Source organism: Streptomyces sp. ActVer, assembly GCF_027270795.1.
Classification (GTDB): Bacteria; Actinomycetota; Actinomycetes; order Streptomycetales; family Streptomycetaceae; genus Streptomyces; species Streptomyces umbrinus_A.
In genome coordinates this window covers 1-15,061 of record NZ_JAPWHT010000248.1, presented here as the reverse complement: position 1 = coordinate 15,061, position 15,061 = coordinate 1, and the positions used below count along the sequence as shown (strand labels likewise).

14 protein-coding genes are annotated in these 15,061 nt (G+C 69.5%); 7 read left to right on the top strand and 7 right to left on the bottom strand.

Annotation, left to right across the window (positions count from 1 at the left end; genetic code table 11):
* Positions 1-284: 284 nt before the first annotated feature.
* The 6 genes from mscL to O3Q52_RS32545 all read right to left on the bottom strand — a co-directional run bounded on the left by mscL (position 285) and on the right by O3Q52_RS32545 (position 6,102).
* Entirely contained in the window at positions 285-767 is a 483-nt protein-coding gene (mscL, locus tag O3Q52_RS32570; RefSeq protein WP_079052789.1) for a large conductance mechanosensitive channel protein MscL, read from the bottom strand.
* A 135-nt stretch (positions 768-902) separates the two neighbouring features.
* Entirely contained in the window at positions 903-1,454 is a 552-nt protein-coding gene (locus O3Q52_RS32565; RefSeq protein WP_269652271.1) for a hypothetical protein, read from the bottom strand.
* A gap of 224 nt (positions 1,455-1,678) precedes the next feature.
* Positions 1,679-2,521 carry an S-methyl-5'-thioadenosine phosphorylase gene (locus O3Q52_RS32560; RefSeq protein ID WP_269652269.1) on the bottom strand — a complete coding sequence of 281 codons (843 nt, stop codon included), beginning with the start codon at positions 2,519-2,521 and terminating at the stop codon, positions 1,679-1,681.
* 93 nt (positions 2,522-2,614) lie between these two features.
* Positions 2,615-2,956: an FmdB family zinc ribbon protein gene (locus O3Q52_RS32555; RefSeq protein ID WP_269652268.1), complete on the bottom strand. Its 342-nt coding sequence runs from the start codon at positions 2,954-2,956 to the stop codon at positions 2,615-2,617.
* A gap of 68 nt (positions 2,957-3,024) precedes the next feature.
* The gene (locus O3Q52_RS32550) at positions 3,025-4,314 is read right to left on the bottom strand and encodes an MFS transporter (protein ID WP_269652267.1); all 1,290 of its coding nucleotides are present in this window, start codon (positions 4,312-4,314) and stop codon (positions 3,025-3,027) included.
* 279 nt (positions 4,315-4,593) lie between these two features.
* Positions 4,594-6,102 (bottom strand): potassium/proton antiporter, encoded by a 1,509-nt coding sequence (locus tag O3Q52_RS32545; RefSeq protein ID WP_269652270.1) that lies wholly within the window; start codon positions 6,100-6,102, stop codon positions 4,594-4,596.
* Positions 6,103-6,405: 303 nt separating this feature from the next.
* Between O3Q52_RS32545 and O3Q52_RS32540 the strand changes: the two genes are divergently transcribed.
* Complete coding sequence (locus O3Q52_RS32540) at positions 6,406-9,162, top strand: penicillin acylase family protein (RefSeq protein WP_269652266.1); 2,757 nt, start codon at positions 6,406-6,408, stop codon at positions 9,160-9,162.
* A 78-nt stretch (positions 9,163-9,240) separates the two neighbouring features.
* Here the strand turns inward: O3Q52_RS32540 and O3Q52_RS32535 are convergent, their stop codons facing one another.
* A complete protein-coding gene (locus tag O3Q52_RS32535; RefSeq protein WP_269652265.1) occupies positions 9,241-9,867 on the bottom strand; it encodes a 5-formyltetrahydrofolate cyclo-ligase in 627 nt (208 codons plus the stop codon).
* Positions 9,868-9,961: 94 nt separating this feature from the next.
* Here O3Q52_RS32535 and galU point away from each other — a divergent pair, with 94 nt between their 5' ends.
* The 6 genes from galU to glpR all read left to right on the top strand — a co-directional run.
* Positions 9,962-10,864 (top strand): UTP--glucose-1-phosphate uridylyltransferase GalU, encoded by a 903-nt coding sequence (gene galU, locus O3Q52_RS32530; protein WP_055615853.1) that lies wholly within the window; start codon positions 9,962-9,964, stop codon positions 10,862-10,864.
* A 4-nt stretch (positions 10,865-10,868) separates the two neighbouring features.
* Complete coding sequence (gene glp, locus O3Q52_RS32525) at positions 10,869-12,191, top strand: gephyrin-like molybdotransferase Glp (protein WP_269652264.1); 1,323 nt, start codon at positions 10,869-10,871, stop codon at positions 12,189-12,191.
* A 63-nt stretch (positions 12,192-12,254) separates the two neighbouring features.
* Entirely contained in the window at positions 12,255-12,734 is a 480-nt protein-coding gene (gene moaC, locus O3Q52_RS32520; protein ID WP_269652263.1) for a cyclic pyranopterin monophosphate synthase MoaC, read from the top strand.
* Positions 12,731-13,291, top strand: a complete 561-nt coding sequence (locus O3Q52_RS32515; protein ID WP_269652262.1) for a molybdenum cofactor biosynthesis protein B — start codon at positions 12,731-12,733, stop codon at positions 13,289-13,291. The genes moaC and O3Q52_RS32515 overlap by 4 nt, the downstream gene beginning before the upstream one ends.
* Positions 13,292-13,317: 26 nt before the next feature.
* Positions 13,318-13,947 carry a GNAT family N-acetyltransferase gene (locus O3Q52_RS32510; protein WP_055615847.1) on the top strand — a complete coding sequence of 210 codons (630 nt, stop codon included), beginning with the start codon at positions 13,318-13,320 and terminating at the stop codon, positions 13,945-13,947.
* Positions 13,948-14,124: 177 nt separating this feature from the next.
* On the top strand, positions 14,125-15,061 hold a 937-nt coding region (glpR, locus tag O3Q52_RS32505; RefSeq protein ID WP_332112968.1), incomplete at its 3' end, for a gephyrin-like molybdotransferase receptor GlpR.

Below are 15,061 nucleotides of genomic sequence, written 5' to 3'. Positions count from 1 at the left end.
AGACGCCGAACCACGTGACCCCAAGGCCGCGCTGGTCTTCGACGACCCGCTGAGCCGGCCGTCAGCCGACGACACGGACCACGGCTGGGGCGAGCGGCCCGCCGGCGACAGCGCGGCGGACCTGGCGCGCTTCCTGGACGAGAAGCCGCCCCACCACATCTGACCCCCGCGCCACCACCGAGCGGCAGCCGTCGAGCGACCCGGACGGACGGCGGCAAGCAGTGCACGGACGGCTCTCAGCGCAACCGTTGCCGCGAATACCGCGGCCGGTACCGCGATCGCAGTTACTGCTCGTTGTGCCCGGAGCCGCGCTGGGCCACCAGGGCGTCGCGGATCTCCTTCAGAACCTCCAGCTCGCTCACCTCGATCACCTCCTGCGTACCCTCCTTCGCCTTCTGGCGGGCCGCCTGCTTGGCGAGGTACTTGGACATCGGCAGCACCATCAGGAAGTACACGACGGCCGCGGTGATCAGGAAGGTCAGCGTCGCGCTGAGGACGCTGCCCCACATGATGGGGATACCGCTCGTCGCGGTCCCCGTCGCCTCGTCGAAGCGGCACGGGTCCTTCAGGCACGAGCTGTACTGGTTGAGGTCCTTGGTGCCGAACGCGCCGACCAGCGGATTGATCACGCCCTTCACCACGGAGTTGACGATGTTGGTGAAGGCGGCGCCGATGACCACCGCGACAGCCAGATCGACGACGTTCCCGCGCATCAGGAAGGCCTTGAAGCCGTCCCAGACGCCCGGTTCCTTCTTCTTCTCGCTCACCAGGGAGCCCCTCTTCAGCCGCACAAACCGTGGAATCAACAGCTCCGCAACCTACGTCAGGGCCTGGCAGCGCTGTCCAATTCCGTAACTCCAACGAGGGACTTGACAGCCTGACGGAAGCCATCCTGGCCATGGTCAGCACAGGGTCACCGCCAACCGCGAGGTCGCGCCGGCCCCGGCCAGCAGCGTAGCCGTCCGCCGAGGCACGGACAGGACGACCAACGCCCCGCCCTCCGACACACTGTCCGGCGACTCGGGCACCTTCGTCACCCGCGCACCACGCGCGACCACGCGAGCGTCACCAGGCCCCACCGCACCCTGCTCAGCCGCGACAACGTCGACCCGGTCCCCGGCCCTGAGCAACCGCACGGTCGCACCGTCGGCAATCCGCACAGGCGCCGCAACCATCTCAACGGGCCGCTCCCGCACGGCACCCACCACCGGACGCCCCCGAGCCTCCGTATCTCTCTCCCTCTCCCTCTCCCTCGGCCCCGCCGCGACAAGCGCCACCGCGGTCACCGCGAGACCAACCGCCAGGGCCCGCCTCCGATGCCGAACGAGCCGCCGCACCTGATACCGCCCACCCCGCACCCGCACAGGAGCGAAATGCGGCACCTCACACGTGCTGGGCACATCCGTGCCCAACGGACGCGGAAAAGAGGAGAGCTGCGACACGAGTACCACCACCTGTGGTCGAAAGATCAGCTTGCGACCCCAGCCTGCGCCCTCCCCCAGAATCCCGCCGAGCCCAGTGGACAACCCCCAAGTTGTGGACAACTCCCTCACCCGAAGGGAAGGTTCCGCACCCGCAGCCGAACACACACGGAAACGCGGATGCACCTGCAGTCGACAACGCACGGCCCGCGCCCCAAGACAACGCGCCGCGTACCACCCGGCACCCGGCGCGCCCCCTACGGCAACTCAACCCCCGGATCCATCCCACCCAACGCACTCATGCACAGACAATCCCGCGAAGAGTTCGCCGGCAGCCCCGCCACCGCGTCGAACAAAACCCCCCGCAGCCGATCCACATTCGCCGCGAACACCTTGAACACCTCGTCGTGCGAGACGCCCTCCCCACTCTCGGCACCCGCATCGAGATCGGTGACCAGCGTCAACGACGTATAACAAAGCTCCAGTTCACGAGCGAGCGCCGCCTCCGGATGCCCGGTCATACCCACCACGGACCACCCCTGCGCCCGATACCAGAGCGACTCCGCACGGGTCGAGAACCGCGGCCCCTCGATGACGACCAGCGTCCCGCCGTCCACAGGCTCCCAGTCCCGCCCCCGCGCCGCCCCCAGAGCGACCTCCCGCCCGGTGGGGCAGTAGGGATCGGCAAGGGACACGTGCACGACGTTCGGCACGTCACCCCCGGGCAACGGCAGCCCGTCGAAGTAGGACTGCGCCCGGGACTGCGTACGGTCCACGAACTGGTCAGGCACGAGCAGCGTCCCCGGCCCGTACTCGGGCCGCAGCCCGCCCACCGCACACGGCCCGAGCACCTGACGCGCCCCGAGCGACCGCAGTGCCCACAGATTGGCCCGGTAGTTGATGCGGTGCGGCGGCAGATGATGGCCGCGCCCGTGGCGGGGCAGGAAGGCAACCCGCCGCCCGGCGATCTCACCGAGGAACAGAGAGTCGCTGGGCGCTCCGTACGGCGTGTCCACCTGTATCTCGGTCACGTCGTCGAGAAAGGAGTAGAAGCCCGACCCGCCGATGACGCCGATCTCGACGTTCTCCGTGTTCACCATGAACGGCACCCTAGCCGGGCCCGGAAACGCCGAAGACCCTGCCGTCGTACGACGACAGGGTTCGTGGGCGAAGAACCGTTGTGCGCGAGAGCGTTACGCGGCGTTGCTGCTGCCGGAGGACGAACTCGTGGACGACGACTTGGAGCCCGGCTTCGAGTCCGAGGACGACTTGGAGCCGGACGAGGACGAGGAGTCCGACGAGGTCGACGATTCGGACGACGACTTCGAGGCCGGCGCCGGGCTGCTGCTCGACGACGAACCGCGGCTGTCGTTGCGGTAGAAGCCGGAGCCCTTGAAGACGATGCCGACCGCGGAGAACACCTTCTTCAGGCGTCCGTCGCAGCTGGGGCACACGGTGAGGGCGTCATCGGTGAACTTCTGCACCGCCTCGAGGCCCTCGCCGCATTCGGTGCACTGGTACTGGTAGGTCGGCACTTGTCTTCCTCCTGGCACTCTCACTCAGTGAGTGCTAACGACGGTCCATAGTGACGTATTCCTCGGGATCAGTCCACTGCCACCGGCACTCGGTGACCCACGCCACGTGCGACGGTCCGGCTCACGACCCGGGGCGAGAGCCGTGAACGCAGGGTCACGAGGGTCGCCAGGGCCAGCAGCGTGCCGCCCATCGGGACGAGGAACCCGGCACCGTCCCACAGGCGGTCCTCCATCTGCCCGGCGACCGTGACGGCGGCCGCCTGCCCGAGTGCGACCGCTCCGGTGAGCCAGGTGAAGGCCTCGGTCCGGGCGCCGGCCGGCACGAGTCCGTCGACCAGGGTGTAGCCGGTGATCAGGGCGGGCGCGATACAGACACCGACGAGGAGACCGATCCCCGCGAGGACGACGACCGACTGGGCTGCCCACAGCCCGGAGGCGGCCAGGCCCAGGGCGGCGTACGCGACGACGAGGCGGCGGCGCGGGGCCACCTTCCAGGCGATCGCGCCGCAGACGACGCCGGAGAGCATGTTGCCCGCGGCGAAGGTCCCGTACAGGACACCGTTCAGCCCGGGCTCGCCGATGGATTCGCTGAACGCGGCGAGCGAGACCTGCATGCCGCCGAACACGGCGCCGATGCCGAGGAAGGCCACGATCAGCACACGCACACCGGGGACCGACAACGCGGAAGCGTGCTTCACGCGTGCGTGCCCCTTGGGGCCCACGGCCGGCTGGGTGCCGCGCTGGGCGGCGAACAGCAGACCGCCGACCAGGGTGAGCGCGGCCTCCGTGAGCAGGCCGGCGGCCGGGTCGACGGCGGTGCACAGCGCGGTGGCGAGCAGCGGCCCGAACACGAAGGTGAGTTCGTCGGTGACGGACTCGAAGGCCGCCGCGGTGGTCATCAGGGGCGAGTCCTGGAGCTTGACGCCCCAGCGGGCCCGCACCATGGGCCCGATCTGCGGCACCGAGGCGCCTGTCGGCACGGCGGCGACGAAGAGGGCCCACAGAGGCGCGTCCGAGAGTGCCAGCGCGGTCAGGGAGAGTCCCGCCAGAGTGTGGAGGAGGACGCCGGGGAGCAGCACGGCCCGCTGGCCGTGACGGTCGGCGAGACGGCCGGTGAAGGGCGCGAACAGTGCCAGGGAGACACCGGTCACGGCGGCGACGGCGCCGGCGGCCCCGTACGAGCCGGTGGTGTGCTGGACGAGCAGGACGATGGAGATGGTCAGCATCGCGAACGGCTGCCGCGCGGCGAAGCCGGGAAGCAGGAACGTCCACACGCCGCGCGTACGCAGCAGCTGTCCGTATCCCGGGCGGGAGGAGACAGGAGTCCCGGGGGACTCCGAGGTGACCGTGGATGCCACGGCCCGTGCCTTTCTGCCGCCTGGTAGCGCGACCCCGTTTACGGGGCTGGAGGCGCCGAGAGCTGTCCTCTTGCGCGGAACTGCGGTAGATGCCGGGCCGCCCGCCAGAGGGCGCCGCGGCCGCCATACGGTCGCGCCAGCTCTGCGTCAGGCAGAGTTGGTTAGATCAAGATGCGCCTTGATGATACAGGCTCAAACGGCTCGGCCCCTGTGAAACCCAGCACTCTCCTGTTCCGAGCCTGCGAATGCTTGTGAGCCACGAAGTCGAGGCGCCAAGGCTCATTCCCCCACCCCGTTCCCACCCGTCCCCAGCCACCCCGCCAGCTTGCCGCCCTGACCCACCGCCCGCAGCCGCTGCTCGGCAGCGTCCCGGACGGGATCGGTGGCCACGACGAGCAGCTCGTCACCACGCCGAAGCACGGTCGTGGGAAGCGGAACGAACGATTCTCCACCGCGGACGACCAGTGTGACGGCGGCCCCCGCGGGCAGCCGCAGCTCGTTGATCTCGACGCCGTGCATCTTCGACCCCTCCGGGATCGCGACGGACAGCAGATGCCCGCGCAACCGCTCCAGGGGCGCCGACTCGATTCCCAGGTCGGCGGTCTCCGAAGGGGACTTGGACACGCCCAGCTTCCGGGCCACCCAGGGGAGCGTGGGCCCCTGGACGAGGGTGTAGACGACCACAAGGACGAACACGATGTTGAAGATGCGACGGCTTTCCTCGACGCCGCTCACCATCGGGATCGTGGCCAGAATGATGGGCACCGCACCGCGCAGCCCGGCCCATGACATCAGGGCCTGCTCCTGCCAGCGCACGCGGAAGGGCGCCAGCGCCGCCACGACGCTCAGCGGCCGCGCCACCATGGTCAGCACCAGCCCGATGACGAGCGCGGGCCAGATGTCGTCGCCCATCTCGTGCGGCGTGACCAGCAGCCCGAGCAGCACGAACATGCCGATCTGGGCGATCCAGCCGAGCCCGTCGGCGAAGCCGCGCGTGGCGGGCCAGTGCGGCAGCTTCGCGTTGCCCAGCACCATCGACGCCAGGTACACCGCGAGGAAGCCGCTGCCGTGGGCCAGCGCCCCGGCCGAGTACGCAGTGACCGCGATCGCCATCACCGCGATCGGGTAGAGGCCGGAGGCGGGCAGCGCCACATGCCGCAGTCCGTACGCCCCCAGGAAGCCCACAGCAAGGCCGATGGCCGCTCCGATGGACAGTTCCAGCGCTATCTCACCGAGCAGCTGGTACCAGTGCTCCACCGGGCCGGCCATGGAGAACGAGACGACGAGGATGACCACCGGGGCGTCGTTGAAGCCCGACTCGGCCTCCAGGATGCCCGTCACGCGCGCGGGGAGGGGCACTTTCCGCAGTACGGAGAAGACCGCCGCCGCGTCCGTCGAGGACACCACCGCGCCGATGATGAGCGCCTGCCGCCACTCCAGCCCGATCAGGTAGTGGGCCGCTGTCGCGGTGATGCCGACGCTCACCGAGACGCCGACCAGCGCCAGTGAGGAGGCAGCCGGCAGCCCGGGCTTGATCTCCTTCCACTTCGTGCCGAGGCCGCCCTCGGCCAGGATCACGACCAGGGCCGCGTACCCGATGACCTGGGTCAGTTCGGCGTTGTCGAAGCGGATGTCGCCGATGCCGTCCTGGCCCATGGCGACGCCGATGCCCAGGTACACGAGCAGGCTGGGGAGCCCGCTGCGCGACGAGATCCGAACCGCTGCCACCGCGACGAGCAGAACGAGCGAGCATACGAGCAGGAGCTGGTTGAGCTGGTGGACAGTCAGCGGCTGTTCCCTTCTCGCCGTTCCGGGTGGATCACTTTGACCAGTTGGACCGCTTCGATCGGCTGGATCACCTTGTTGGGTGCAACCGTGGCCGGTTCAGCCGGCTCGATGGTTCAACTACTTCGTTACCTTACCTAACTCTTGACGCTTTCTTGACACTCGGCAAGGCAAGATCGAACTCCCGTCCGTCCGGGTTCCCGACTCCGCGTCAAGCCCGAGTTGGCCCTGCGCCTATGGTTGCTCCAGCGCTCAGTCAATTGGACATGCCCGCCTGCCGCTCGCGTGAGGACAGCAAGGACAGCGATGCCCCCCAACACCACCGCATCTTCCGGTCAAAAGCCCGGCAAGTCCGGCAGGAAGAAGGGGCGCAGAGCCCGTCTGGTCCTGATCGTCCTGGTTCTGGCCATCATCGGCGGCATCGCCTACGGGTCGTTCTGGAGTATCAGCACCGTCCGTGCCTCCTTCCCCCAGACCAAGGGTTCCATCTCGCTCGACGGTCTGTCGGGTCCCGTGGATGTGAAGCGTGACAGTTACGGGATCCCGCAGATCTACGCCTCGACCGACGCGGACCTGTTCATGGCGCAGGGCTACGTCCAGGCGCAGGACCGGTTCTACGAGATGGACGTACGCCGTCACATGACGGCCGGCAAGCTCTCCGAGATGTTCGGCGAGGGCCAGGTCGACAACGACGAGTTCCTGCGCACGCTGGGTTGGTACCGGGTCGCGGAGAAGGAGTACGAAACCAAGCTCTCCGCGGAGACGAAGAAGTACCTGCAGGCATACGCCAAGGGGGTCAACGCGTACCTGAAGGGCAAGGACGGCGCGGACATCTCGCTGGAGTACGCGGCCCTCGGTTTCTCCAACGACTACAAGCCCAAGGAGTGGACGCCGGTCGACTCGGTGGCCTGGCTCAAGGCGATGGCCTGGGACCTGCGCGGCAACATGCAGGACGAGATCGACCGCTCCCTGATGACCAGCCGCCTGGGCCCGCAGCAGATCGCCGACCTGTACCCGCAGTACCCGTACGACCGGAACAAGCCGGTCGTGCAGGAGGGCCAGTACAACAGCGCCACCGGGGAGTACCAGCAGGGCGGCGACACCAGTACCGGCGGTACGCAGTCCGCGGCGGGCACCGGGCTCGCGAACAACGCCGAGGCCCCCTCCGGGCTGCAGAGCCAGCTGTCGGGCCTCTACAAGGTGCTCGACGACGTCCCCACCGCCGTCGGCGTGAACGGCAACGGCATCGGTTCGAACTCCTGGGTCGTCAAGGGCACCCACACCATCACCGGCAAGCCGCTGCTCGCCAACGACCCGCACCTGTCGCCCTCGCTGCCGTCCGTCTGGTACCAGATGGGCCTGCACTGCAAGAGCGTCTCCGAGAAGTGCCAGAACGACGTCTCCGGGTACACCTTCGCGGGCATGCCGGGCGTGGTCATCGGCCACAACAAGAGCATCGCCTGGGGCATGACCAACTCGGGGGCCGACGTCACCGACCTGTACCTGGAGAAGCTCACCGGGAACGGCTACGAGTACGACGACAAGGTGAAGCCCTTCACCTCCCGCGAGGAGAAGATCAACGTCGCGGGCGGCGACGCCAAGACCATCGTCGTCCGGGAGACCAACAACGGACCGCTGCTGTCCGACCGCGACGACGAACTGGTGAAGGTCGGCAAGAAGGCCACCGTCGACAGCGCGGCACCCGACCGCGGTGACGGCTACGGCATCTCCCTGCGCTGGACCGCCCTGGATCCGGGCAACTCGATGGACGCCGTGTTCGCGATGAACAAGGCCACCGACTGGACGGACTTCCGCAAGGCGGCCGCCCTCTTCGACGTGCCCTCGCAGAACCTGACCTACGCGGACACCGACGACAACATCGGCTACCAGCTGCCGGGCAGGATCCCCATCCGAGGTGAGGGCGACGGCTCGCTCCCCTCGCCCGGCTGGGACTCCAAGTACCGCTGGACCGGATACATCAAGCAGGCCGAGCTGCCCTACGAGTACAACCCGAGGCGCGGCTACATCGTGACCGCCAACCAGGCCGTCATCGACAAGGACAAGTACCCGTACACCCTCACCACGGACTGGGGCTACGGAACGCGCAGCCAGCGGATCGCCGACCTCATCGAGTCGAAGATCAAGGGCGGCGGCAAGATCTCGACCGACGACATGCGCCAGATGCAGCTCGACAACAGCAGCGAGATCGCCAAGCTCCTGGTGCCCGAGCTGCTCAAGATCGACGTGGCCGACAAGAACGTCCGTGAGGCGCAGAAGCTCCTGGAGGGCTGGAACTACACCCAGGACGCCGACTCGGCCGCGGCGGCGTACTTCAACGCGACCTGGCGCAACATCCTCAAGCTCGCCTTCGGCAACAAGCTGCCCAAGGAGCTGCGGGTCGAGGACCAGTGCCTGAACGTCGAGCCGGTGGACTCCACCGGTCCCGCCGACGAGGACCGGCGGGTGCGCGAGTGCGGTCAGCGCGAGGCCGACAGCGCGCAGCCGGACGGCGGCGACCGCTGGTTCGAGGTGGTCCGCAAGATCCTCGACGACGAGGACAACGACTGGTGGTCGGCGCCCGCGACGCGCACCGACCCGGCCGTCGACACCCGTGACGAGCTCTTCAAGCGGGCCCTCACGGACGCCCGCTGGGAGCTGACCGCCAAGCTGGGCAAGGGCATCGACACCTGGAGCTGGGGCCGCCTGCACCGGCTCTACCTGAAGAACCAGACCCTGGGCATCGAAGGTCCCGGATTCCTGAAGTACATGCTCAACCGCGGCCCGTACAACATGAGCGGCGGCGAGGCGGCGGTGAACGCCACCGGCTGGAACGCCGCGGGCGGCTACACCGTGGTCTGGGTGCCTTCGATGCGCATGGTGGTGAACCTGGAGGACTTCGACAAGTCGAAGTGGATCAACCTCACCGGTGCCTCCGGGCACGCCTACAGCGCCCACTACGTCGACCAGACAAGCAAGTGGATCGATGGCGAGCTGCTGCCCTGGGTCTCCACGGAGCGGGCGGTCGACGCGAAAACGTCGGACACGCTGGTCCTGAAGCCCTGAGCACCACGTGAGAACGGCCCTCCACGCGCGCGTGGAGGGCCGTTTCTCGCATCGGGGCCCCTGCGGGGCGGTCGGCCGCTACGGAGAGAGCCGGCGGAAGCGGTGCACTCCCGAAGGGGTCACCACCGCGTGCACCGGCCGGTCGTGCGGCTCCTCCGGGACGCGGTCGACCACTTCGGAGTCGTACAGCAGCACCACAAGGGCCGGATCCGCGCCCGCGCGGTCGAGCCGCGCCAGCACCCGGTCGTACGATCCGCCGCCGCGGCCGAGCCGCATCCCGCGCGCGTCCACGGCCAGGCCCGGCAGCAGCACGGCGTCGGCCGCGAGCACGGCGTCCGGGCCCAGACGCTCGCCCGCGGGCTCCAGGAGGGCCATCTTTCCCCGGTGTTGTACGGAGACGAGCGAGCCCTCTCCGGCGTACGCGCCCCAGTCCAGGTCGTTGTCCGTGAGCAGCGCCGGGAGCAGGACGCGCACGCCGCGCGCGTGGAGTGCGTCGAGGAGCGCACGGGTGCCCGGTTCGCTCCCCATCGACACGTAAGCTGCCACCGTGCGCGCGTGCGCCAGTTCGGGCAGCTCCAGGGCGCGGGCGGCGAGTGCGGCCCCGGTTTCCCGCACGTCATCGGCCGTATACCGGCTTCTCACCGTGAGGAACCCTCGCCGCAACACTCGCTTGCCAGACTCGGGCTCGGGTCCCAGGTGACTCATAGGCTTGTTCCGTACCCTTCATAATGCGCTCATATGAGAGCGAATTAACCGGAGCCACAGATTCCATACAAAGGCACCGGATATGGTGTCGGGCATGACTCAGGCACACCCCAGGATCAGCAAGGCTGTCATCCCCGCAGCAGGCCTCGGCACCCGGTTCCTGCCGGCCACCAAGGCCACTCCCAAGGAGATGCTGCCGGTCGTCGACAAGCCGGCGATCCAGTACGTGGTCGAGGAGGCCGCGTCCGCGGGCCTCGATGACGTCCTCATGATCACGGGCCGCAACAAGCGCCCTCTCGAGGACCACTTCGACCGCAACTACGAGCTGGAATCGGCCCTTCAGAAGAAGGGTGACGCCGACCGGCTCGCCAAGGTGCAGGAGTCCAGCGACCTCGCCACCATGCACTACGTCCGCCAGGGCGACCCCAAGGGCCTCGGCCACGCCGTGCTCTGCGCCGCCCCGCACGTCGGCCACGAGCCCTTCGCCGTGCTCCTCGGCGACGACCTGATCGACCCGCGCGACCCGCTGCTCAAGCGCATGGTCGACGTCCAGGAGCAGTACGGCGGCAGCGTGATCGCCCTCATGGAGGTCGCGCCCGAGCAGATCCACCTCTACGGCTGCGCGGCCGTGGACGCCACGGACGACAGTGACGTCGTCAAGGTCCACGACCTGGTCGAGAAGCCGGCCGCCGCCGACGCCCCGAGCAACTACGCGATCATCGGCCGGTACGTCCTCGACCCGCACGTCTTCGACATACTGCGAAAGACCGAGCCCGGCCGCGGCGGCGAGATCCAGCTCACCGACGCCCTCCAGCAGCTCGCGGCCGACGAGAAGGTCGGCGGCCCGGTGCACGGCGTGATCTTCAAGGGCCGCCGCTATGACACCGGTGACCGCGGCGACTACCTGCGTGCCATTGTCAGACTCGCGTGCGAACGTGAAGACCTGGGCCCGGACTTCCGGACCTGGCTTCGCAGTTACGTCACCGAGGAGATGTAGCAATTTGAGCAGCGCCGCGACCCGCGTCACCGGCCAGGACCACCTCTGGTCGGTGTCCGAGCACCTGGACGACATCCTCGCGACCGTCCGCCCCCTCGAAGCCATCGAGCTGCAGCTCCTCGACGCCCAGGGCTGCGTCCTGGTCGAGGACGTCACGGTGCCGGTCTCCCTGCCGCCGTTCGACAACAGCTCGATGGACGGGTACGCGGTCCGGGTCGCCGATGTCGCGGGCGCGAGCGAGGAGTACCCGGCCGTGCTCACGGTCGTCGGTGACGTCGCGGCGGGCGAGTCCGAGCTGGTCCACGTGGGACCCGGCCAGGCCGCCCGCATCATGACGGGCGCCCCGCTGCCGCCCGGCGCCGAGGCCGTCGTCCCCGTGGAGTGGACCGACGGGGGCCTCGGTGAGGGCCCCGTCTCCGGGATGCGCGCCCGCAGCGCGTCCCCCGAGGGCGCCTCAGGCCAGGTCCACGTCCACCGATCGGCACCGGCACGCGCGCACGTGCGCGCCAAGGGCAGCGACGTGAAGGCGGGCGACCGCGCCCTCGCCGCGGGCACCGTCCTCGGCCCGCCGCAGATCGGCCTGCTCGCCGCGATCGGCCGGGGCACCGTCCGGGTCCGCCCGCGCCCGCGCGTGGTCGTCATGTCCACCGGCAGTGAACTGGTCCAGCCCGACGAGCAGTTGGGCGCAGGCCAGATCTACGACTCCAACAGCTTCGCGCTGTGCGCCGCCGCCCGTGACGCCGGCGCGATCGCCTACCGCGTGGGCGCGGTCGCCGACGACGCCGAGACACTCCGTGCCACCATCGAGGACCAGCTCATCCGCGCCGACCTCGTGGTCACCACGGGCGGCGTCAGCGTCGGCGCGTACGACGTCGTCAAGGAGGCCCTGTCCTCCGTCGGCGACGAGGACGAGGCGGGCAGCGGCATCGAGTTCCGCAAGCTCGCCATGCAGCCCGGCAAGCCCCAGGGCTTCGGCTCCATCGGCCCCGACCACACCCCGCTGCTCGCGCTCCCGGGCAACCCCGTGTCGTCGTACGTGTCCTTCGAGCTGTTCGTGCGCCCCGCGATCCGCACCCTGATGGGCGTCGACGACATCCACCGGTCCACGACCAGGGCGACCCTCCGTACGGACAAGGCGCTCACCTCGCCCGCCGGCCGCCGTCAATTCCTGCGCGGACGGTACGCGGACGGGGAGGTCACGCCCGTCGGCGGCGCCGGATCCCACCTGATCGCGGCCCTCGCGCACGCGAACGCGCTGATCGTCGTCCCCGAGTCCGACGAGTCCGTGGAGCCCGGCACCGAGGTCGACGTGGTCCTCCTCGGCTGAAGGCCCCGACTTGGGGGTACCGTGTCGCGCACAACAGGCCCGACCGGGAGCGCCCCAGCCATCATGAGTACGCAGGACCGACTGACCCACATCGACGAGGCGGGTGCCGCCCGCATGGTGGATGTGTCCGCGAAGGACGTGACCGCCCGCACGGCACGCGCGAGCGGTCGCGTCCTCGTCTCGCCCCGCGTGATCGAGCTGCTGCGCGGCGAGGGAGTGCCCAAGGGCGACGCCCTCGCCACCGCGCGCATCGCGGGCATCATGGGCGCCAAGCGCACACCGGATCTGATCCCGCTCTGTCATCCGTTGTCGGTCTCGGGTGTCAAACTTGATCTGTCGGTCGCGGACGACGCCGTCGAGATCCTGGCCACCGTGAAGACCACCGACCGCACGGGCGTCGAGATGGAGGCCCTCACCGCGGTCAGCGTCGCGGCCCTCACCGTGATCGACATGGTCAAGGCGGTAGACAAGGGGGCGGTCATCACGGACGTGCGCGTGGAGGAGAAGACGGGCGGCAAGTCGGGCGACTGGAGCCGGGCATGACGGCGGGACCGACGGGACCCGCGGCACCGGCCGAGCCGCCGATCGGCGGCGCCCTGACCGCTCCGTACAGCGCCCTCGTGGTGACGGCCTCGAACCGCGCGGCGGCGGGTGTCTACGAGGACAGGGGCGGGCCCCTGATCGCGGAGGGGCTCCAGAAGTTCGGCTTCGCGGTCGACGGTCCGTGGGTGGTCCCTGACGGGGACCCCGTGGAGAACGCCCTGCGGGTGGGCGTCCGGGCCGGTTACGACGTCATCGTGACCACCGGCGGCACGGGCATCTCACCCACCGACGGCACCCCGGAGGCCACGCGGAAGGTGATCACGTACGAGGTGCCGGGCATTCCCGAGGCCATCAGGGCGTTCGGAAGAGAGAAGGTGCCCACGGCGGCGCTCTCCCGGGGGCTCGCCGGGGTCGCGGAGAGGACGCTGATCGTGAACCTTCCCGGTTCCACCGGCGGGGTGCGGGACGGCCTCGCCGTTCTCGACCCCCTCCTGATCCACGCCGTCGACCAGATCCGCGGCGGCGACCACCCCAGACCCAGCGGGGGTGCGAGCTGAACAGCCCATCCTGGCCGGTCGAGCTGGTGGACGGCGATGTGGTCCTCCGGCCCATAAAGCTGCGTGACCAGCGGGCCTGGCGCGACGTGAACCGCCGTAACCGGGACTGGCTGCGCCCCTGGGAGGCGACCATTCCGCCGCCCACGCCCAGCGGGCCGATCGCCCACCGGCCGACCTACCGCCAGATGGTCCGGCATCTGCGCGCCGAGGCGAACTCGGGGCGGATGCTGCCGTTCGTCATCGAGTACCAGGGGCGCCTCGTCGGGCAGTTGACGGTCGCCGGAATCACCTGGGGCTCGATGTGCTCGGGCCATATCGGCTACTGGGTGGACGAGGCGGTCGCCGGACGCGGAGTGATGCCGACCGCCGTGGCGCTTGTCTCCGACCACTGCTTCCGAACCGTTGGTCTGCACCGCATCGAGGTCTGTATTCGGCCCGAGAACGGGCCGAGCCGACGGGTCGTGGAGAAACTCGGATTCCGCGACGAAGGCCTTCGCCCACGTTATCTCCACATCGACGGCGCCTGGCGTGACCACCTCGTCTTCGCGCTCACGGCCGAAGAGGTGCCCGAAGGTCTGCTGGCCCGCTGGCGCCGGACACGCTCGCGGAACACGTCCGAAAACTCACCGCGGGACACGCCCCGGAACACCGCGTAAATGAAATAGGTGTTCGAAAATGATCGGCGATCGACCATCCTCGGGCATTAATTTCGCGCTCCCGGCGGCCTGCTGATCGCATCGGTCACAAAAAAAGCTCGAAATATCAGCCAGATCGTGCGACACACCGGCCCAATTGGCAGATGGCCTCACGCAAACCCCTCTACCGTGTGAGGCGTGAGCAGCAGCGGCCTCATCTACGCAGTCATCGTCGGGGCCTGGGCCGCCTACTTGGTGCCTATGTGGCTCCGTAGGCAGGACGAGCTGAATGAGGCCCGTCCGACGGAACGCTTCAGCACCGCCATCCGGCTTCTGTCCGGCCGGGCGGGCATGGAGCGCCGGTACGCCAAGGACCTGCGGGCGCGCTCCGCCGAAGAGGGGGAGCGCCACGCCGACCCGGACGGCGTCACCGACTCGGTGGACGTCCGGGCCTTCGCCATGCCTCCGACGCGTCGCGAGGCACGGGCCGACGTCGACGCCGTACGGGATGCACGAGACGTGCGTGACGGACGGGACGTACGAGACGTACGGGACGAAGCGCGGTCCGAGGGGCAGGCACAGGCGCAGCCCGCTTCGAAGCAGACGCCGAAGCACGCATCGGAACAGGCGGCGCGGCAGGCGTCGAGACAGGTGTCCGCGACGGTGCCGAAGCCCGGCTCCCCGGTCGGCGCCGCCCATCCCGCGCCGAAGTCCGGCCGTGCGGCGGACGGTCGGCCGGTGCCCCGGCAGGGCGCCAAGCCGTCGTCGAACGGGGCGTCCGGGTCCTCCGTCTCCTCCGCGTCGTCTCCCGCGAGGCGGGCCGCGGCCGCGGAGGCGGCAGCGCGCGCCCGGCGCTCGAAGGTGCTCGCGCGCCGACGGCGTACGACGGTCATGCTGTTCATGGCCTTCACGCTCGGCGCGATCGTCGCGGCGGTCGGCGGACTCGCGTTCCTGTGGGCGCCCGGTGTGCCCGCGGTGATGCTGAGCGTCTACATCGCCTATCTGCGCTCCCAGGAGCGGCGGCGCTTCACCTACGTGATGGACCGCAGGCGGGCCGAGGTCGCGGCGCAGCGGCTGCGGGAGCGGCAGCCCAGGCGGCGGCCGCCCACCGGCCCGGGTGCCGCGGACGAGCCGG

Excerpts from the sequence above, each read along its gene's own strand:
- moaC (WP_269652263.1), top strand. The coding sequence starts at position 12,255 with ATGAGTACGCAGGACCGACTGACCCACATCGACGAGGCGGGTGCCGCC.
- O3Q52_RS32540 (WP_269652266.1), top strand. The coding sequence starts at position 6,406 with ATGCCCCCCAACACCACCGCATCTTCCGGTCAAAAGCCCGGCAAGTCC.
- O3Q52_RS32515 (WP_269652262.1), top strand. The coding sequence starts at position 12,731 with ATGACGGCGGGACCGACGGGACCCGCGGCACCGGCCGAGCCGCCGATC.
- O3Q52_RS32560 (WP_269652269.1), bottom strand. The coding sequence starts at position 2,521 with ATGGTGAACACGGAGAACGTCGAGATCGGCGTCATCGGCGGGTCGGGC.
- O3Q52_RS32535 (WP_269652265.1), bottom strand. The coding sequence starts at position 9,867 with ATGAGTCACCTGGGACCCGAGCCCGAGTCTGGCAAGCGAGTGTTGCGG.
- galU (WP_055615853.1), top strand. The coding sequence starts at position 9,962 with ATGACTCAGGCACACCCCAGGATCAGCAAGGCTGTCATCCCCGCAGCA.